This window comes from Desulfobacter hydrogenophilus (assembly GCF_004319545.1).
GTDB classification, from domain to species: domain Bacteria; phylum Desulfobacterota; class Desulfobacteria; order Desulfobacterales; family Desulfobacteraceae; genus Desulfobacter; species Desulfobacter hydrogenophilus.
Window position 1 is genome coordinate 2,336,315 of the sequence record NZ_CP036313.1, and the last position, 18,244, is coordinate 2,354,558.

Below are 18,244 nucleotides of genomic sequence, written 5' to 3' on the forward strand. Positions count from 1 at the left end.
TAATCGCGATATTTCAATATTTTTATCGTATTTCAATACCCGTTATGTAATGTAAAGGATGATTTGGTGTTAATCGTCGATTTTTCATCAATAGTGAATTTGTTTTTACATGCGGCTCAATGCGGTCTATTCTATTTGGTCAGATTTTGTGTTGATAATGGTGCATTTTTGGACCAACCGGTTTATTTTAGTCTTCAACAGTCTCTGTTTCTGACTGGAAATGGGACCGGGTCCAAAACGAAGCTGTTTGTGAATGCTGATAACGGTTACAAGGGATGGGATGTCCTGCCGGGAAAACGCCTTTTCTCTGATTCGAATGAAAAATTGTTCATAGGTTTCAGGGGGCTTTCTGGAAAACCCCGAGCGGATAAGTTTTTCTTCAAGTTTTCGGATATAAAAGTCAGGGGTATCCGCCATGGAGCCAGACGGATCATGGTTCTGTGTGTGTCGGAGGCTTTTTTCCTTCCTTTTTTTATCTTTCCTGAGTAACCGTCTGATGATCAGTATTCCAAGGGGCACCAGGAGCCACAGCAGTTTCTTTTTGGTTTCCGGATTGCCCCAGCGAAGCAAGGCGAATCCGTATCCCATCAGGGAAAACAGATCGGGAATCGCGGTTTTTATGAAATGGCTCTTTTCTTCAGCTGTCCAAGAAGGCGGGGTTGTATCAAAAAAAGTCCATCGGCCGTTGACAAACACTTCGGTCCAGGCGTGGGCATGTTTTCTACGCACAACGATTTTATCTCCCCAAACGCTTTTCTCAAAGGCCATATACCCGGATACATATCTGGCGGGAATGCCGGCGGCGCGAAGAAGCAATACCGTAGCCGTTGCAAAATATTCGCAGTGCCCTGTTTTGGTTTTGGTCATAAATTCCGTGATGGGAGATGTTTTCTTCCCGGCTTTAAGATCAAGGGTGTAGCTGAAATTTGTAAAAAAATATTTTTTTATTTTGGGCAATATTTTTTGAACCGGTTTGTTTGGTCCAAGCCCGAGCTCAACAGCCAGGTTTTGGAACAATGCCTTTTCCTGATCCGGGATGAGAAGGTCCAGTTTGCCCGGTGGCCGGATTTGGGTGCCGGGGTCACCATACCGGACATCATAGATTATAAAGCCCGGGGCGTCACCAACCACAAATGTTCCCAGTCCGTTTGTTTTGACATCGGAAATAGCGCTGCAGTCAATCTCAAGGATCTTTTCAGGAGATCTTAAAACCCCTTTGGCCTTTTTCATCCGGGTCAGGATGGTTAGCGTTGGTTTCGACGACACGGGGCGATCTGCCTGTTGTCTCCCAGGTCCCCGATGGTCTGAAAAGGGTTGCAGGCCGGTAATAAAATTGCTGTTCTCTGATTGTGTTACCGGTTTAAATTTGTTTTGCGCAGCGGTCCACATGTTGCCAGATAGAAACGTATACGCGGCTTCTTTTAGAAGATAGGCTCCCCCATCATCAGTTTCAGGGGGGATGACTCTGAAAATAATTCTGTTGGACACCTTAAGCCGCCCAACCCGTCCCAGGGCCGTTGTTCCCCTGAGCGGATCGGCACTGTCGTTCAGCATCCTGTGCCAGGCCCGCCGGGTCATGATCCTCTGGGCATGATGAAAGCCCGTCTGCAGGAAAAACCCCATGATTGCGGCAATAATGACAGCTGCAACCCATATCCGGATATCGGCCTCCCTGGTTCGCTGGAAAAAAAATATAATCGCAAGGATGCCAAAAGCAACGGGGTAATATGGGAACAAGCGGTTATTTACTGCCGCCACAGAGATCAGGCAGATGATGATAAATGCAAGGCTTAGATTTATTCTGACTGCTTTGGTCTCCCCCATGATCTTTTTTTTGAACAGATAGAGGGAACGAACATCAATGTCCCCGATTGTACTGTATTCCTGGACAACAATCAAAGGAAAGGCGAAAACAGGCAGGTAACGCAATATGTTCACTAAAGCCGTTTGGATTTCAAGTGAAACAAAATAGATAATGGTACCGGCAAGGCACACCGTACAGGTGTCGCTGATTTTATTCACCTGGTCTAAAGAGGGCTCCCATCGTACCTTTATGACCCGGGCAAGCTCGATAACAACGCCCATGAAACAGGCCGGGATCAGGTATCCGGCCTGGTGCCCCCAGAAAATAAGGGCCGCAGCCATGGTCAGGGGGATGGTTTTCATGGGATTTGGCCTGCCTTGTTCAGACTTGCCTCAATATTATTGGGATTAACCAGGTGAACAGGACCACTGGGGGGGACTGCATTTGCGTCTGCCACAAGAAAGACGGTTGTGGTGATGCCGTTTGTCTTCAAACTGTTGAGAAAGTCCAAGCGTTCATTGTCCAGGCAGGTGAGTATTAAAATACAGCCGCTTAAACGCTGTTTGTACTTGAGAACGGATCGGGATACCGGTGCAAATGCGCTGGTTTTTGTGGGTTGGATCAATGCAAGGATTTCTAAAAATTTTGTGTTGCCCGAAAGCCCCCTGCCCGAAGCGTAATGATAGACCCGGTTGCCTGCAAAGAAAAGATCCAGCAAAGACTCGCCCGTGGCCAGGTTTGCCACATAGGAGGCGGCGATACTTACAGCCGCCTCAAACGCCTGGGTTGCGCCTTCCGGTGCATGGGCGTCCAGGATCAGGGCATGTCTGACAAAATGTTCGTCTCGGTTTTCCCGGATAATCAATTTCCCTGTTTTGGCAAGGCTTTTCCAATGGATCAGGCGCATGGGATCCCCTGGCCTGTACTCCCTTAACGAGATGAATTCATCGGAGTTGCCCACCTTTGATGTCAGGGCAATGCCGCCTGTATGGTGTTTTCTGGACCCGGGCAGGTTTAGCGCCGGGACATTATAGCGTCTGGGTAGAACAAGGAGCCTGGCTTCACTGGTTGTATGATAAAAGGCACGCATGAACCCTAATGGTTCTTTTTTAAGGAAGGTGAATCCGTTTAAATAAATATACCCCCGGTTTAAAGGCGTCAGTTCCGCCCGGACGGCAACCCGGCTTTCCGGGGGAACGGCCGGCACCGGTTGACGTGTTACCACCGCGTTTTGTTTTTGGCGGGTCAGCCACTGCCAGCGCTGGATTTTAAGCTTTCTGTCCCAGGGATTTCGTAAATGCTCATGGGGTTCCCTGGCATTGGCAAAGGCCTGCAGGGAGGGAGTCGTGTTACTGAATCGCTCCCGGATTTCAAATCCTTTTTTAGGACGGTTTGTCCTGTTTTCAACAAAGATGGTGTAGCTGACGGGGGTGCCTGCGGTGCCGTATTCCGGCAAAATCCGTTCCGCAAAGAGTCCTTTTGGGGATTTAAAGGATAGGATGGCGGAAACGGCAAACAACGAGAATAGCAGCGAAAACAGCTGATAAACCATGCTTCTAAAGGTATCCAGACCCAGACAGGCGGTCAGGATCAAGGCATAGATCAAAAAACTGCCGGACATGGAAAATTTATTTTTTTTCCAGAAACCATATTTGGCAAAACGGGCATACGCGTGGTAAAGACATTTTGTTGACGTTTTTCTCACCCGCTACCCCGGCGCTTTGGTGGATCTGACAATATCGTGAATGGTGCCAGCGCTTGAGTTCCCGGAGAAACTAAACTCCGGGTCCAGAACAAGGCGGTGAGCCATCACCGGTATGGCCAGCTCCTGGATATGTTCGGGAGTGACAAAATCACTGCCTGAAAAAAGGGCATAAGCCTTGGCCGTCTTCATCAGGGTGATGGAGGCCCTGTGCCCGGCGCCCAGGGTGATGCCTTTATGGGTCCGGGTCTGCCCCACAAGGCTGACGATGTAATATTTAAGCTCTTGGCTGATAAATACATGCTCAACTGCCTGTTTCATGCCCAGGATTTCCGATGTCGTTACACAGGGGGTAACTGCATTCACCGGCTCTTTTGTCTCCTGGTTTGTCAGGATGGCCACTTCGTCGTCGGGCCTCACATAACCCATGGACAGTTTCAGGGCAAAACGGTCCATCTGGGCCTCGGGCAATGGATAGGTGCCCCTGGATTCCACAGGGTTCTGGGTGGCGATGACAAAAAAGAAATCGTCCAGTTTCAAAATTTCCCCGTCAATGCTGACCTGGGATTCTGCCATGGCTTCGAGCAGGGCAGACTGGGTTCTCGGTGATGCCCGGTTGATTTCATCGGCTAAAAGGATATTTGTAAAGACCGGGCCTTTATGAAGCCTGAACTGCTGTGTTGACGGATCAAAAATGGAGACGCCGCAGATATCCGACGGCAAAAGATCTGGTGTAAACTGGATCCTTTTAAAATCTGCATCTGCGGAAAACGCCAGAGCCTTGGCCAGGGTGGTTTTGCCGTTACCGGGTGCATCTTCAAGCAGGATATGCCCGCCTGCAGCGACGCCTGAAAGCAGCAGCGTGATCGTGTGATCCTGGCCTTTTATAATGTTGGTAATGCTTTGAAAAAGTTTTGTATAGGTGTTAAATCCCGTCATGTCTCTCTTTATTCCTTGACTGATTCGGGTGAACTCCTAAAAAGATGTTACCACAAATTTGGAGATCAACAAGAAAAAATTAATGGGGTTACGATAACGGCGTTTCAAGATAATGGATACGGCGTTGTGATCTGAGCATGTCGGCGGCTTTCTCAGGGGTGATGTCCCGCTGGGGCATGGCCAGCATCTCATAGCCCGCTATGTGTTTTTTTCTCCCTTTGGCGTGTAGAAGCGGTGGATAATAGTGAAAATGGAAATGCCAGATGGCACTTGTCCCGACCGATCCTTTTATGAGGGGTTGCTGGTGAATCCCCATGGAATAGGGGAATGAGGTTTCAAACAAATTGTCATAACAGATACCCAGCTGCCGGATAATGATGGAAAGATCCGTTTTCTCTTTTTCATCCATAAAATTAATGGCCCCCATGTGGCGCCGGGGAAGAATCATGGTTTCAAAGGGCCAGGCCGCCCAGAAAGGCACCAGGCATACAAAGGAATCATTGGAAAAAACAATGCGGTTTCTTTCCTTGAGTTCCCGTTCAAGGTAGTCGCATAGCAGGCAACGGTCATGGTCCTGCATGTAGCACTGCTGCCGAAAGTCTTCCTTCAACGGTCTGTTGGGAATGGCGCTGTTGGCCCAGATTTGACCGTGGGGGTGGGGGTTGGTACAGCCCATTATGTCCCCTTTGTTTTCAAAAATCTGGATATAGGCGATATCCTTTTTCTGCCCCAGGGTATTGAATTCATTAATCCAGACATTAATTACGGTACGGATCTGATCTTCGGTCATGCGTGCCATGGTCAGGTCATGCCGGGGATGATAACAGATGACCCGGCACAGACCTGATTCCGGTGCTATCTGAAGCAGGGGGTCCAAAGGGTATTTTCCCAGACCGGTGTCAGGTCCCAGGGCAGGAAAGTCATCGGTGAAAACAAAGGTTTGGGTGTACATTGGGTTGCTTTTTCCCGAAGCCCGCTGGTTGCCCGGGCACAGATAACATCCAGGATCATACTGGACGGCTTGTCCTTTGTTCGGTTCTTCCTGCTGTCCGGTCCAGGGTCGGTCTGTTCGGTGAGGAGAGACCAGGACCCATTCCCCGGTCAGAAGGTTGAACCGCCTGTGGGACTGGTCCTTCGGGTTTGGTTCGAATAATTCGTGTTCGGGCATGGCATGTCCTTACCAATTTTTAGAAAACCATAAGATCCGTTACATCGCTTGTCTGTTTAAGGCAGCATATAAAATAACCATCCGCTTTTCAATTTTTTTTGTCTTACACGATCACGCGACAGATCATGGCATTTCCCTTCCCCACACCCGGCTTTTGAGATATTTGATGGAATGGATATCGTGTTTATCTGCAGATGAATCAAGATTCGAATAGAGTATCCGTTTTGGCCGCCATGGAAAAATCATTTTTATGTAGACCTTTTATTTTATGGGTTGTCCATAAAACTTCCACTCGTCCCCAGTCCAGAATCAGGGTGGGATGATGATACTCGGTTTCGGCCAATTCACCCACCTGGTTGACAAAGGCCAAAGCCTGTTTGAAATTTTTAAAATGAAACACACGCATTAGGGACTGGATTCCTTTGTTATCAACGATATCCCATTCAGGAATTTGAGGTTTGTAGGCATTTATTTCATCTATTGTCGCAACAGGACCACCTTTTTCACAGGGAACACATTTGTGCTCAGTTAAGTATTTCATAAGAATCTCCGTTGGGTTGAGTGTTGTGTATGCCGGGCATGGCCCGTGTGCTTGGAAGCAAGATAAATGTAATGTATTTCTAAATGCCTGGCAAGTCTCGGCCCTGCTGAAAGCAATCCTGAAACATTGATAATTACTGCGCTATATACTGGAGTTATACTTTTATTGCTTTGAGTTGCTTTGTAGAACGATCATATAAACCTGACCTATTTAAAGTCTGTGATAATCGGAAATTTTAAAAATAGGGTTACAATTTTCCTATGATAGCAAATGACGGTTGGTATTGATCTTGCTCTTAAGTAGCGAATAAGGATGCCAATTTTTTCGGCAAATCAGGCCGCTGAATTATTTTTTTCATTTCAGGGCTAATTTTTCCATACGTTTTTTGTTCGTCGTTTAATTTTTCAAGAACCATGTTGTAGTCAATTTTTTCGAATCGTTCCTCCAAAGTAGCATTCCCATCAAGGATGGCTTCCATATATTCTGCTTTATCAAGATTCTTGATTAACGGCGTGTCTGTGAGCATGGTTTTGAGCCTTTTATTTAATGATATTGTTCCACTTCTTTTCCGGTTTCTACGTTTAAGTTCCCGGAAAAATCGTTCCAAAATATTGTTTGTGCGTTGAGGTTGGATGTGAACCTGCTGACCATTGGATGTTTCGATTGTAATTGGATCGGCAAAAAGTTTCTCCCAGTAAGTGTCGATCTGTTTGATCATTTTTTTATATGAGTCTGTTTGAGATAATTTCGGGTCTGCCATTATTTGCGCCCTGAATCTTTTCACTTTCTGAGCAATACGTTTTATATTGGTATTATTATCGCCGTCATCATTAAGTCCTTTCTTATTTTCAGAAACGGTTATGGATAAGGCGGTTCGGAGTTGTTTGAAGGTTTCCATCTTTTTTTCAATTTGCTTAGCGGCGCTTCTCAACTGTTGGTCATTGATGATTTTATTGAGAGGCTTCCAAAGATTGAAGAAATGTTTATCGAATTGATTGTAGCCAGAGGTGTCCACCATTTTATACAGGACTTTTAGCCGCTGGTAAAAATAAAGTGCGGGCAATCAAATGGGAAACCATAACCCTCAAGTTGGCCAGTTGTGTCAAGAGCCCAATGGATCATGACATATGACGACACAATCGCCAGTTTTTCTGCGGGTATTGTGTTCGGCTGATTTTCAGCAATACACTCTAATAGCCCTGTCCCAAGTTGAGTATCGTTTCCCATGAGAGAGTCCAGCGCCTTTGCTTTTGCCCGAAGCACTGTTCTGATTTTATGCTTTGTTAAACGGATTCTAATCTTAGCGTATTCTGCTTCATATAAATCTTTTCCAATATCTCTTAAAAAATGGAAATGGCAGATGAAATCCGGAATACCTTTGAACACAACCTCTACTGCCGATAAAATGCCTTTACCCATATCATGGACCAGAGCAACCGGGTTGCCGTATTGCTTTTTATTCTTTCTAAAAAGGGGATGATGGATTCTGCTTTTTCCGAGGGCAATTTGATATTATCCAATACTATTTGAGCAATGCCGTCCATACCGGTAAAAAGATGAGGACTGCCGCCTTCGCAAGTGCCATCTATATGCAGAATATAGCCGCCTTTGTGTGACATCAGTTGATTTAATCGTTGCTGTGCCTGCTGATGGGCTATGGCCAGATAAGCAATAAATTTCTTACCAAGGAAACCAATCTCTCGTTGAGAAATGGTTATATTTCTATCTGACAGCAGTGCAATGATTTGCTGTTCTGATAGACAGTGAACAAAAAGTCCATATCCGACAAAAACCAACACATCATACCCATACGTGCACCGATATGGGGTCAAAGAACGAAGCTGTTGACTTTGATGGACCGTGTTATCAATTGGATTGACCAAAACTGTTTCCTTTGCACAAAATGCCCCGATATCCAAAGTCACAACGTTTTTCTTCCTGGTTTTGAGCACTTTCAAATCCCGTTGGCCTACCTCCTGCGGATAAAAGGAAATAGTTGGCTCCTCCGGAAATAGATTCTGCGGACAAATCCCTTCAGTGATTTTGTCGATATACCCTGTGAGACATTTTATGGCTCTGTATCCGAAGTTTTTTTTAAAAGGTCATGGAATTGCAAAAATTGTTTAACAACAACTGGGTCAAAGCGCTCACCCGGAAGAGCAGATTCAATGGCAAGCCGGTCAACTTCAATACCTGGGTTTTTATTATGTGTACTAAAATTTTAACTGCCTGGGTATCAGTGGGCCAACCATCGGTCTTGTGTCGTTCTGCACCCCTTTTTTTGTAGTTGATATTTGTTGGGTGCCGCTGAAAAATAAACAAACCGGCCCTGATGTTTTTCTCGTTTGATTTCGTCGGATTGCTTGATTTGTGAAAAATAGGAACTACTTGAAGGGATCTCAATAATGCTCGAAATATCAGCGGCACTGAGCCCAGCTTCAGATCTTTTACCAATTCAATAATTGTTTGTTTTAAATTGCCGTGCTTGGAAAATAGAGCAAATTGATATTTCCATAATCCATTATCGTCAAATTCAGGAATTTCGGGCAATGTGTAGTAGCGACCGTTTTGATTTATGCTTGTGAATGTTTTCCACTTTTTTAATCTTCTTCTCACTGTTATCGCAGAGCATTGGAGTAATTGCGCCAGCTTTTCAATTGCCATAATTTTGTCTTGCCTAAACTTTTTCCGAACGTCATATTCATCCATTCCCCCTCCGTGATAAAGTATGTGTAATTGTGAACGAATTACGCATACTTTATCATGGATATGGAAGGGGTTTCAAACTATTTTTCCCTGAAATTTTAGGTCGATAGGCTAAAAATGAACATATTGGAGTGAACTTTAAGGAAAACACATACTTTATCAGTTTCAAGTTCGAGGTAGGACGTCATTATTGATGGGGCTTTTCAAGATTCCAACCGTCATTTGCTGCCATAGCAATTTTCTGATACTATTGTATAGTAAATAATCATATAATTTATGGAATCCAGATCCTTTGCTGCCCAGTGATTCCAAGACCTACTGAGTTAGAATTGAAGTATGCCCCATTTATTTTTGTAAAAAGTTATATGACTAATTCATCATTTCATTAATTTACATTGTAGAGGAGACATTATGGAAGTCAAAGACTATTGTAAAGCGATGTTGGCTGAAGTTACTGCTTGGAAAGAAAAATTAGAAGCGATGAAAAAGGTTGCAGATAGATATGCTTCTGCAGAAAAAGAAAAAATTTTACCACTCATAGACCAGCTTGAACAAGAGGTCGCGGCTGCTCAGGCTCGTGTTGATCAACTGGAAAATGAATGCCCGTCAGACTGGTCTCCGATGAAAAAAGAACTGGATGACTTATTCGGAACCGTCGGCACTAACCTTGACAGGGCCTGGAGAGATTTTGATAAGGCCTGGGGAGATTTTGAATCGTAACATCGATGGTTAAAAAATATAATTTTTAGTTTCAAATACACCTGAGTTAGCGGCATAAAGATTGCTTTTTTGAATATAACACATTGAAATTTTAATATAAAATTAATATAATGGCATTAAAAAACATTCACTTCGGAGGTGAAGACCGATGCCGACCACTATCAATGTAAAACATGGAAATGAAAACCTTGTCAGTCAAAGCGGATTGCTCCCTGTAGGTGCATTGCTTAAGTCCATTAATTTTGCTGAGCGCTTCAAAAATTTACCGGATGTACATTGTGTTGATCCTAATATTTCTCATGGAGAGATCCTTTCGTCCATGTTAGGACTTATTTGTGTTGGTAAGCCAGACTACATCGCTATTGAAATTTTCAGGCAGGATCCATTTTTTTTTACCCAAGCTATGGGAATCAGCAATTGTCCTTCCCAATCAACCTTGCGTGAACGTATTGACCTGATCGGGGAATCTGCCAATGAACTTATCAAGGAAGCTTCAGTTGAAATGATTCGAGGCAAAGCACCCGCCATTTCACCAGTTCAGACGAGTGTCGGCAATTATATTCCCTTAGACCTGGATGTCAGCCCCTTTGACAATTCAAAAACGAAAAAAGAGGGGGTTTCAGGACATACAAAGGTTGTGATGGATATGCACCGATGTTCGGATATCTGGGAACTGAAGGATATTTAATCAATGTGGAGCTTAGAAAAGGCAGTCAGCATTGTCAAAAAAACACCCCGGCATTCATTCAAGAAATATTGAAATTAACCAGGCAGATCACCCAAGAACCTCTTCTTATGCGTCTTGATTCAGGAAATGACAGTCAGGATAATTTTGAAATAATAAAAAATACGAAGGTGTTGATGTCTTGGTTAAGCGCAATTTACGTAAAGAATCTTTGGATGGCTGGTTTATCCTGGCTCAGAATACTGAAAACGTTAAATTGATTCGCTGTAAACACAAAAGTGTGTGGGTCGGGCAAACAACTGTTGACCCCAAAGGGCATGCATTGCCACGTCCGATTGTCTTCAAAGTGACTGAACGATATGAAGAAAAAGGAGAACCCCTGCTTTTTCCCAAAATCGAAGTAGAGACCTATTGGATTACCATAACCGGGCTGAGCCCCCAAGAGGTCATTAATTTATACCATGATCATGGAACCAGTGAACAATTTCACTCAGAAATTAAAAGTGATATTGGGTTAGAACGGTTCCCCAGCTGCCATTTTAGCAGCAACAGCCTGATTCTCCATCTCGCTCTTTTGGCGTACAACACCCTTAGAATCATAGGCCAAATTAGTCTTGAGGAACAGGATGAGAACAATCTTCCGGTCAACCGTAGAAAAACAGTCTCACGAAGGAGGTTAAGAACAGTCATGCAGGACTTAATGTATATGGCCGGCCGTTTAATTTATAGTGGCAGGCGGTGGAGCATTTCATTTGGTAAGATTAACCCATTCGCCCAATTGGCTGAGAACGTATTGCACCGATTACGTTGTTCTCCCGGATAAGCGCATTATTGGGTGAAAACTTGGGCTGGAAAAGTTATGCGCAGAGCGCTAATGGTGAACTATTCCTATCTGGCGTGATTTGAGCATGGGAATTGAGTATAGTTCAGTAAAAAAACGGATTAGCTAGGATTGCCAGCCAATAAACCATCAAATATGATCTTAGGTCAGGGTTTGCAGAGGCCAAACCTCAGCAGATTTTTATGTATCAGAGGGCAAAGGCTGATTAGGCAAATTTTATGCCGGGAATTCAGGATACATTTTAAAATGCTTAATTAAGCGTTGATAGCAAATGAATTTTTTGTCAGTTGCTGCCAGAGATTCAAAGACTGTTCGGATTTGTTCCTATATGATGATATATTTAGTCTTTGTAAAAGGTTACATGTCTAAACTTATCATTTTATTACTTTAATTTTAAAGGAGAAATCATGGAAGTTAAAGACTATTGTAAAGCAATGCTGGCTGAAGTTACTGTTTGGAAAGAAAAATTAGACGCGATGAAAAAGCTCGCAGATAGTTTTGGTTCTGCAGAAAAAGAAAAAGTTTTACCCCTTATAGGGCAGCTTGAACAAGAGGTAACGACTGCTCAGGCTCGCGTTGATCAACTGGAAAACGAATGCCCGTCAGACTGGTCTCCGATGAAAAATGAACTGGATGATTTATTCGGAACAATTGGCAGTAGCGTTGACAGGGCCTGGAAAGATCTTGAAGGTGGTAACGTCGGCGGTTAAAAAAAATCATCATTTTTAGTCCGGTATATAAACCCTGGCCCTCAGGGCTTAACCCAAAGCCTGGCCCTCTGGGTCAGGATTCTTTACTTTCAAATACATTTTAAAATGCTTAATTAAGCGTTGATAGTAAATGAAATGTTCGTCAGTTGCTGTCCAGATATTCAAAGACTGTTCGGATTTGTTCCTGTATGATGATATATTTAGTCTTTGTAAAAGGTTACATGTCTAAATTCATCATTTCATTAATTTAATTATAAAGGAGAAACCGATGGAAGTTAAAGACTATTGTAAAGCAATGCTGGCTGAAGTTACTGCTTGGAAAAAAAAATTAGACGCGATGAAAAAGGTTGCGGATAGTTATGGTTCTGCAGAAAAAGAAAAAGTTTTACCCCTCATAGGACAGCTTGAACAAGAGGTAACGACTGCTCAGGCTCGCGTTGATCAACTGGAAAATGAATGCCCGTCAGACTGGTCTCCGATGAAAAATGAACTGGATGATTTATTCGGAACAGTCGGCAGCAGTGTTGACAGGGCCTGGAGAGATCTTGAAGGTGGTAACGTCGGCGGTTAAAAAAAAATCATAATTTTTAGTCTCAAATACACTTGAAAGGCCTCAGTTTTAAAAAAAAATTGGGGCCTTTTGTTGTTTTACACTTTCATATGTTGCGATCTGGAAACGATCGATAAAAAAAGCTTATATTGATGTAATAATTAGCCGGTATTCATGGCTTGACCTGTTCCAAATATTTTTTGAATTCAGGCTATGTGCAAAGAGTTAATTCAATATTTCCTGAAAGGGGTTAAAAAATGGCATATGAAAATGTTTCAACTGAAAATCTTGGGGAACTGACTGTTCTAAGTGAGCAGAGAGAACAGGTTAAAATATCAACACTGTGGCGTAAAAAAAACAGCGGTTTTGGTATTTGTCAGACATTTTGGATGAGTCTTCTGCCGTCAGCAGGTTGCTGATCTTGCCTGTAACGCAGAGCGATTCAGTAAACACAAGGTAGATCTTGTCGTCATCGGGTCGGGTGATCCTGTTCACTTCACGGAATTCCGGGAGAAAACAGGATATCGCGGGTTACTCTTTTCTGATCCGTCACTAAAAGCTTTTTCAGCGTTAGGGTTTTCAAACGGCCTGAAGGGATTTGTGAGTATCGGATCTGTATTTAAGGCTGCGTTTGCATTGAAACAAGGCCATCGGCAGGGTTCGATTCAGGGAAGTACACTTCAGCTTGGTGGCGTGATTGTCGTAGATACTTCAGGTACTGTACGCTACTTTTTTTCATCGGAAAAAGCCGGTGACCACCCAAAGGTTGATGATTTGTTAATGGCACTTGAGGAATAATCGTTTTTAAGTGTCCCACGATAAGTGGATTATTTAAAATAGATTTGATTTCATAGGATAAATATTAACAAAAGGAGGCCTGATGATAAGATTAAAAGAGTCCATTCTCGTTGAACGATCCTTGGGTTATGTCTATAGATATACCAGTGATTTCAGTCATATTCAGGATTGGGACCCAGGGGTGATTTCTTCGTTCAGGGTAGATCAGAAAAAAATTGGCGTTGGTTCACGATATGATCTTGTTTTGAAGTTTGGCCCTTTCCGTCCGAAAATGAGATATGAGATTGTTGAGTATGCACCCCTTTCCAGGGTTGTATTGAACGGGGTGGGCGAGTCCTTCACGGCAATGGATACCATTGTTTTTACAAAAACAGTCACTGGAACACAAATCGACTACCAGGCAGATATCCGCTTTCATCGGTTTGGTAACGTTATTGAGAAAATTTTGTCTCCCATAATGAAAAAAACAGGTGAGAACGCCATGGCAGGCCTAAAACATAAACTTTCCCGAACCCAAGATCTGCCCAATAAAACGATGTGGTTTAAATCAGGGGCTGGCCTGCCTGATTATCTTGCAGATCATTTAATTGTCCCCGGAATGATCCTGTTCAGCCGATTCGGGTATGCGTTGGGCAGAAGATTCTGGTCAGAACCAAAAGGTGTGCTATACGGAAAAAAGATCGTATTGACAGGCGGCACCTCCGGGATTGGGAAAGCGGCCGCATTTAAACTTGCAGAAAAAAAAGCCTTTTTAACCATTATCGCCCGGAACCGTATAAAGGCAGAACAGGTTCAGCAGGAAATTGTTAAAAAGACCGGTAACCCGCATATTGATTTTCTGATTGCAGACTTAAGCCTGATGCAGGACATAAGGGAGGTCTCAGAAACGCTTAAGGCTTCTAAAAAGAACATTGATGTTCTCATTAACAATGCCGGTGCATTGTTTAATGAGCGCAAAAACACCCCAGAAGGATTGGAGCAGACATTTGCGACGGATCTTCTGGGCGTCTTCTTGTTGACACAGTATTTAAAGGATGCCCTTGCCGCATCAAAATCTCCAAGAATTATCAATGTATCATCCGGCGGTATGTATACCCAGAAAATTGAGGTAAACGATCTTGAAAACAGCCAGGGGCAGTATAACGGGGCCAAAGCCTATGCCCGTGCGAAAAGGGGTGTGGTCATTTTGACCCAAATCTGGGCTGAGCAGTTTAAAAAATATGGCATACGGGTAAATGCCATGCATCCCGGGTGGGTGGATACCCCGGGTATTGAAAGGTCACTGCCTGAATTCCATCAACTGGTGAAAAGGATTTTAAGAACGCCGGAACAAGGTGCGGATACCATTGTTTGGCTGGCATCTTCAAAACGGGCGGGTCAATATACAGGGTTGTTCTGGTTAGACAGGCGTCCCCATGAAACCGTCATCTTTCCCGGGACCTGTGAATCAGCACAGGAAAGGCAGATTCTCTGGGAAAAATTAAACGCTTTTCTGTCAAAGGGTTAAGCTGACTTGGATATCGTCTATGCCACCAACGGTAAACCCCGCTTCACATATGGAAAAATAATACATCCATTTTCTGAAGAATGTCTCGTCAAAGCCCAACCTGATGATATTATTCTTATTTGACAGGAAGCGATCCCGCCAGTGCGCCAGGGTTGTGGCATAGTCGGTGCCCATGTGATGGACATCGGATATATGAAAATCGGTATGTTCTGATATGGTGTCTTTAAGAACTTTCAGGCATGGCAGATGACCGCCCGGAAAAATATGTTTTTGAATCCAGTCCCTTTCTTTGCAATAGTTCTTATATCGTTTATCTTCGATTATGATGGACTGAAAGAGCATCCTGCCGCCGGGTTTTAGAAGAGCTTGCCCCCGTTTGAAATATGTGGAAAGAAACTGTGCCCCCACAGCCTCGACCATTTCTATGGAGACAATCCGGTCAAATTTGCCTGTTATATGGCGGTAGTCCTGAAGCTTGATGGTGATCCGGTCTCCAAGCCCTTCATCAATTATGCGTTGGCATGCCCTGTCATACTGTGCTTTGGAGATTGTAATGCCGGTCACATGACAGCCGGTTTTTTGGGCGGCAAACACCGCAAAACCACCCCACCCGCATCCGATTTCAAGAATATGATGGGTGTCCCGGATATCTGCCTGGGTCAGGATACGCATCATTTTATGCTCCTGGGATTTTTCCAGGGAGTCGTCTGGTTGTTCGAACATGCCGCATGAATACATCATCTGATTATCCAGGAAAAGTTCATAAAAGGCATTGCTCAAATCATAGTGGGCCCGGATGTTTTCCGGGGTATTTTTTATTGAATTTATGCGACTGTCATGATCGGTTTTTTCCTTTATCCGGGTAAAAAACGAAAGCAGCAGGTTGCCGTCTGAAAAATGATCCCGGTTCTGAATTAAGATCTTTAACAATTTCAAAAGGTCCGGGGTATCCCATTCAGAATGCATATATCCTTCACCCAATCCGATCTCACCGTCCAAAATCATTCTTGGGAAGAAATTTAAGTCCTTTATTTCCATGATCACAGGCGGGGAATCTTCGGGATGGCCAAAATTGATAATCTCCTGATTCGGCATCTTAATCTTAAAGCCGCCGATGGTGATTTTTTTCAGTGCCTTGAAAACAAGTTTTTGACAAAGGGTTTCAAAAATCCCCGGTTTTTGTTTTTTCATTGTCATGGGGCTTTGGGGAATCGGTTTATCATTAAAGGTTAGTTTCTTCCTGAAAAACAGCTTAAATGCATGGGCATATATTCTGGGAATACTTAAGTGGGGAGCAAACGGGTATTTCGATATTGTTTTTAAATGATTGACAGAGGTCATAGGCACACCCGTTCCCTTGAATTCTGCGGCCAATATTTTTTTGTTATTATTGAACAGCTCGATTTTAATTTCCAATTGGTCTTTGGGATCTGAGAAATAAAAGTGGTAAATGCCTTCAACTTTGTTGAATGGGGACACGTGGAATATTTTGGGGGTTTGATATGTTGCAATCCATTTGCCGGATCCCGGCGTAGCGGCTTTGAGCACATAGGGATGACGTTCCCCGTAGGTATTGTTGACTTCAGCAATGATTGCCGCAAGTGCATGATCGTTAGTATAGCAGTAATAAAAACTGACCGGGTTAAACACATAATTAAAATACCGGGCAGATGTGATCATGGTGATATTGGAAACAGACTGTTTGATCTGATGGCGGCGGAGCAATTCAGATAGTTTTTCCTTGATTGAAAGATTTCCGGGCTGAAGGTAATCCCTGTCATGAATGGATGTGACCGCGGATTTGTTGTAACCAAAAAGGGGATATCGTTGATTGAGACGTGAAAATTCATCAATATCAAAGGCATACATGTACACAGGATAGGACAGATCATGGTTTACAGGCCAGTAGCGACGATGTTTGATTTTTCCTGTAAAAATTTGAGATTTCATAAGGTCACCCCGAATTTTTTTCCAACACTTAGTGCGGACTTAACCCCATCTTCATGAAATCCAAACCCGAAATATGCCCCGCAGAAAAAAGTGTTATTTTCCCCGTTTAAGGTTGGCAATTTTTCCTGAGACCTAAACGCTTCAAAAGAATATTGAGGATGGGTATAATTAAGTTCTTTGATTACATGGGATGGGGGGATTGGGTTTTGTGGATTCAGTGTTACAAAATATCGCTGCTGTGTTTTTAGTCTCTGCAGGTGGGTCATGTCATAGCTTACCGTCACCGGGGCATCTGACTTGGCTTTTTTATGACGCCTATAGTTCCAGCTGGCCCAGGCCCTTTTGCTGGGGGGCATGACGCTTGTATCCGTATGCAGGAATGTTTTATTTTTTGAATAAGACCAGGCCCCTAAAACTTTTTTTTCACCGGCACTTGGGGTTTTAAGCAGCTTCAAGGCCTGATCGGCATGGGTGGCGACCACAACGGCATCAAAATCCTGGGGGGTATCATCGTTAAAATCCAAGGTAATGCCGTCTGGCTTACGGGATATTCGAACCACGGCACGGTTTTTAACAGCCCTGCCTTTGAATGATTTCAGGAAGGCATTGACATAGGAATGGCTGCCGCCTTTGACAAAATACCAGGGCGGATGGCCGCTTACGTCTAACAGTCCGTGGTTTTCATAAAATTGGGCAAAGGTTCGGATGGGAAAGCGGCTGATTTGAAAATCTGAGCCCGACCATATGGCTGCTGCCATGGGGATGATGAACTGGTCAATGACCTCACGGTGAAGGCCTTTTTGTTTTGCATATTCAGATAATGTGATGTCCGGCAGGCCGTTGGAACGATATTCTTTTCTCAGTATCTTAAGAAAGTGTACCATTTCGTAGACAAACCGGAAAAATTTAGGCTTAAGGAGGTTGGCGCGCTGGGCAAATATCGAATTCAGATTTTGGCTGGCATAACACAGACCTGTGCTTTCACAAAAGTAGGAAAATGACATATCGGTCCTGCATTTTTTAACGCCGAGCTGCGACAAGAATTTTATAAAATTATGGTAGGTCCGTTCATTGAGTACGATAAAACCTGTATCCACAGGCGTGCCTGTATCAGGACCGTTGGGGAGGATAACTGTATGGGTATGGCCTCCGAAATAATCATTTTTTTCAAACAAAGTCACTTTGTGCCGTTTTTGGAGAATATATGCGGCACAAATACCGGAAATGCCGGAACCAATAATGGCGATATTCAAGTCGTTTCGCTGTTTTAAATCCATGGCAGCCACCTTTGCAGATACAAAGTCGATTTAAAGATATATATCTCCCCATTCGCTTATTTTTTTTAGTGTTTTGTTAATTTTTACACACAATATATTGTGTTATAATACTCTTGCTCAGAAAAATTATGTCATATTTGGAATGCAAAATCATAATTTTTATATGCAAAAAACAAACCATATAAGAATTAAAAACTAAAATTATTCAGGATTGTCTTTTTTTAGGCAAATAATGACTCCCCATGATTATAAATTGGCTTTTCTGATTTCAAAATAAGCGAATGGGGAGATATATTATCAGGCTATACCCAATAAGAATAAAAACTGCAAATTCAAAATTGGCCGG

Annotated in this window: 17 protein-coding genes and 1 pseudogene; 7 read left to right on the forward strand and 11 right to left on the reverse strand. The window is 43.5% G+C overall.

Annotated elements, in window-relative coordinates:
• Window positions 1-126: 126 nt before the first annotated feature.
• From EYB58_RS10240 to EYB58_RS10270, 9 genes are all read right to left on the reverse strand, one after another.
• Window positions 127-2,166, reverse strand: a complete 2,040-nt coding sequence (locus EYB58_RS10240) for a transglutaminase TgpA family protein (RefSeq protein ID WP_111959741.1) — start codon at window positions 2,164-2,166, stop codon at window positions 127-129.
• On the reverse strand, window positions 2,163-3,509 hold the full coding sequence (locus EYB58_RS10245; RefSeq protein ID WP_111959742.1) for a DUF58 domain-containing protein: 1,347 nt from the start codon (window positions 3,507-3,509) through the stop codon (window positions 2,163-2,165). The genes EYB58_RS10240 and EYB58_RS10245 overlap by 4 nt, the downstream gene beginning before the upstream one ends.
• Window positions 3,510-3,512: 3 nt before the next feature.
• A complete protein-coding gene (locus EYB58_RS10250; RefSeq protein WP_111959744.1) occupies window positions 3,513-4,445 on the reverse strand; it encodes an AAA family ATPase in 933 nt (310 codons plus the stop codon).
• A gap of 88 nt (window positions 4,446-4,533) precedes the next feature.
• Window positions 4,534-5,613 (reverse strand): UDP-glucose--hexose-1-phosphate uridylyltransferase, encoded by a 1,080-nt coding sequence (locus EYB58_RS10255; protein WP_111959746.1) that lies wholly within the window; start codon window positions 5,611-5,613, stop codon window positions 4,534-4,536.
• 199 nt (window positions 5,614-5,812) lie between these two features.
• Window positions 5,813-6,154, reverse strand: a complete 342-nt coding sequence (locus EYB58_RS10260) for a 4a-hydroxytetrahydrobiopterin dehydratase (protein WP_111959748.1) — start codon at window positions 6,152-6,154, stop codon at window positions 5,813-5,815.
• A gap of 295 nt (window positions 6,155-6,449) precedes the next feature.
• Window positions 6,450-7,052, reverse strand: coding sequence for a hypothetical protein (locus tag EYB58_RS23480; RefSeq protein ID WP_207309147.1), 603 nt, complete (start codon window positions 7,050-7,052; stop codon window positions 6,450-6,452).
• Between the two features lie 134 nt (window positions 7,053-7,186).
• Window positions 7,187-7,573: a hypothetical protein gene (locus EYB58_RS23485; protein WP_207309148.1), complete on the reverse strand. Its 387-nt coding sequence runs from the start codon at window positions 7,571-7,573 to the stop codon at window positions 7,187-7,189.
• Window positions 7,546-8,112 (reverse strand): hypothetical protein, encoded by a 567-nt coding sequence (locus tag EYB58_RS23490; protein ID WP_207309149.1) that lies wholly within the window; start codon window positions 8,110-8,112, stop codon window positions 7,546-7,548. The genes EYB58_RS23485 and EYB58_RS23490 overlap by 28 nt, the downstream gene beginning before the upstream one ends.
• Before the next feature lie 136 nt (window positions 8,113-8,248).
• Window positions 8,249-8,863, reverse strand: a complete 615-nt coding sequence (locus tag EYB58_RS10270) for a hypothetical protein (RefSeq protein WP_207309150.1) — start codon at window positions 8,861-8,863, stop codon at window positions 8,249-8,251.
• A 408-nt stretch (window positions 8,864-9,271) separates the two neighbouring features.
• Here EYB58_RS10270 and EYB58_RS10275 point away from each other — a divergent pair, with 408 nt between their 5' ends.
• From EYB58_RS10275 to EYB58_RS10310, 7 genes and pseudogenes are all read left to right on the forward strand, one after another.
• Complete coding sequence (locus tag EYB58_RS10275; RefSeq protein ID WP_131072041.1) at window positions 9,272-9,580, forward strand: sll1863 family stress response protein; 309 nt, start codon at window positions 9,272-9,274, stop codon at window positions 9,578-9,580.
• Between the two features lie 148 nt (window positions 9,581-9,728).
• A complete protein-coding gene (locus EYB58_RS23895; RefSeq protein ID WP_131072042.1) occupies window positions 9,729-10,268 on the forward strand; it encodes a hypothetical protein in 540 nt (179 codons plus the stop codon).
• A 178-nt stretch (window positions 10,269-10,446) separates the two neighbouring features.
• Window positions 10,447-11,088 carry a transposase gene (locus EYB58_RS23905; RefSeq protein ID WP_131072044.1) on the forward strand — a complete coding sequence of 214 codons (642 nt, stop codon included), beginning with the start codon at window positions 10,447-10,449 and terminating at the stop codon, window positions 11,086-11,088.
• A 425-nt stretch (window positions 11,089-11,513) separates the two neighbouring features.
• Window positions 11,514-11,816, forward strand: a complete 303-nt coding sequence (locus tag EYB58_RS10295; RefSeq protein WP_111960747.1) for a sll1863 family stress response protein — start codon at window positions 11,514-11,516, stop codon at window positions 11,814-11,816.
• Window positions 11,817-12,084: 268 nt separating this feature from the next.
• The gene (locus EYB58_RS10300; RefSeq protein ID WP_131072045.1) at window positions 12,085-12,387 is read left to right on the forward strand and encodes a sll1863 family stress response protein; all 303 of its coding nucleotides are present in this window, start codon (window positions 12,085-12,087) and stop codon (window positions 12,385-12,387) included.
• Window positions 12,388-12,623: 236 nt separating this feature from the next.
• A pseudogene (locus tag EYB58_RS24435) lies at window positions 12,624-13,164 on the forward strand (peroxiredoxin-like family protein).
• 82 nt (window positions 13,165-13,246) lie between these two features.
• Window positions 13,247-14,671 carry an SDR family NAD(P)-dependent oxidoreductase gene (locus EYB58_RS10310; RefSeq protein WP_111960753.1) on the forward strand — a complete coding sequence of 475 codons (1,425 nt, stop codon included), beginning with the start codon at window positions 13,247-13,249 and terminating at the stop codon, window positions 14,669-14,671.
• On the opposite strand, the gene EYB58_RS10315 is transcribed toward EYB58_RS10310, so the two are convergent.
• Together EYB58_RS10315 and EYB58_RS10320 are read right to left on the reverse strand one after the other, a co-directional pair.
• Window positions 14,660-16,621, reverse strand: coding sequence for a DUF1365 family protein (locus tag EYB58_RS10315; protein WP_111960755.1), 1,962 nt, complete (start codon window positions 16,619-16,621; stop codon window positions 14,660-14,662). The genes EYB58_RS10310 and EYB58_RS10315 overlap by 12 nt on opposite strands.
• On the reverse strand, window positions 16,618-17,898 hold the full coding sequence (locus EYB58_RS10320; protein WP_111960757.1) for an NAD(P)/FAD-dependent oxidoreductase: 1,281 nt from the start codon (window positions 17,896-17,898) through the stop codon (window positions 16,618-16,620). Before EYB58_RS10320 ends, EYB58_RS10315 begins: the two co-directional genes overlap by 4 nt.
• Window positions 17,899-18,244: the final 346 nt, after the last annotated feature.

What these genes read in the sequence shown, in the direction of transcription:
- EYB58_RS10240 (WP_111959741.1), bottom strand. Translation starts at nt 2,166, where the DNA reads ATGAAAACCATCCCCCTGACCATGGCTGCGGCCCTTATTTTCTGGGGG.
- EYB58_RS10250 (WP_111959744.1), bottom strand. Translation starts at nt 4,445, where the DNA reads ATGACGGGATTTAACACCTATACAAAACTTTTTCAAAGCATTACCAAC.
- EYB58_RS10255 (WP_111959746.1), bottom strand. Translation starts at nt 5,613, where the DNA reads ATGCCCGAACACGAATTATTCGAACCAAACCCGAAGGACCAGTCCCAC.
- EYB58_RS10260 (WP_111959748.1), bottom strand. Translation starts at nt 6,154, where the DNA reads ATGAAATACTTAACTGAGCACAAATGTGTTCCCTGTGAAAAAGGTGGT.
- EYB58_RS23480 (WP_207309147.1), bottom strand. Translation starts at nt 7,052, where the DNA reads ATGGAAACCTTCAAACAACTCCGAACCGCCTTATCCATAACCGTTTCT.
- EYB58_RS23485 (WP_207309148.1), bottom strand. Translation starts at nt 7,573, where the DNA reads ATGGGTAAAGGCATTTTATCGGCAGTAGAGGTTGTGTTCAAAGGTATT.
- EYB58_RS10270 (WP_207309150.1), bottom strand. Translation starts at nt 8,863, where the DNA reads ATGGATGAATATGACGTTCGGAAAAAGTTTAGGCAAGACAAAATTATG.
- EYB58_RS10275 (WP_131072041.1), top strand. Translation starts at nt 9,272, where the DNA reads ATGGAAGTCAAAGACTATTGTAAAGCGATGTTGGCTGAAGTTACTGCT.
- EYB58_RS23895 (WP_131072042.1), top strand. Translation starts at nt 9,729, where the DNA reads ATGCCGACCACTATCAATGTAAAACATGGAAATGAAAACCTTGTCAGT.
- EYB58_RS10295 (WP_111960747.1), top strand. Translation starts at nt 11,514, where the DNA reads ATGGAAGTTAAAGACTATTGTAAAGCAATGCTGGCTGAAGTTACTGTT.
- EYB58_RS10300 (WP_131072045.1), top strand. Translation starts at nt 12,085, where the DNA reads ATGGAAGTTAAAGACTATTGTAAAGCAATGCTGGCTGAAGTTACTGCT.
- EYB58_RS10310 (WP_111960753.1), top strand. Translation starts at nt 13,247, where the DNA reads ATGATAAGATTAAAAGAGTCCATTCTCGTTGAACGATCCTTGGGTTAT.
- EYB58_RS10315 (WP_111960755.1), bottom strand. Translation starts at nt 16,621, where the DNA reads ATGAAATCTCAAATTTTTACAGGAAAAATCAAACATCGTCGCTACTGG.
- EYB58_RS10320 (WP_111960757.1), bottom strand. Translation starts at nt 17,898, where the DNA reads ATGGATTTAAAACAGCGAAACGACTTGAATATCGCCATTATTGGTTCC.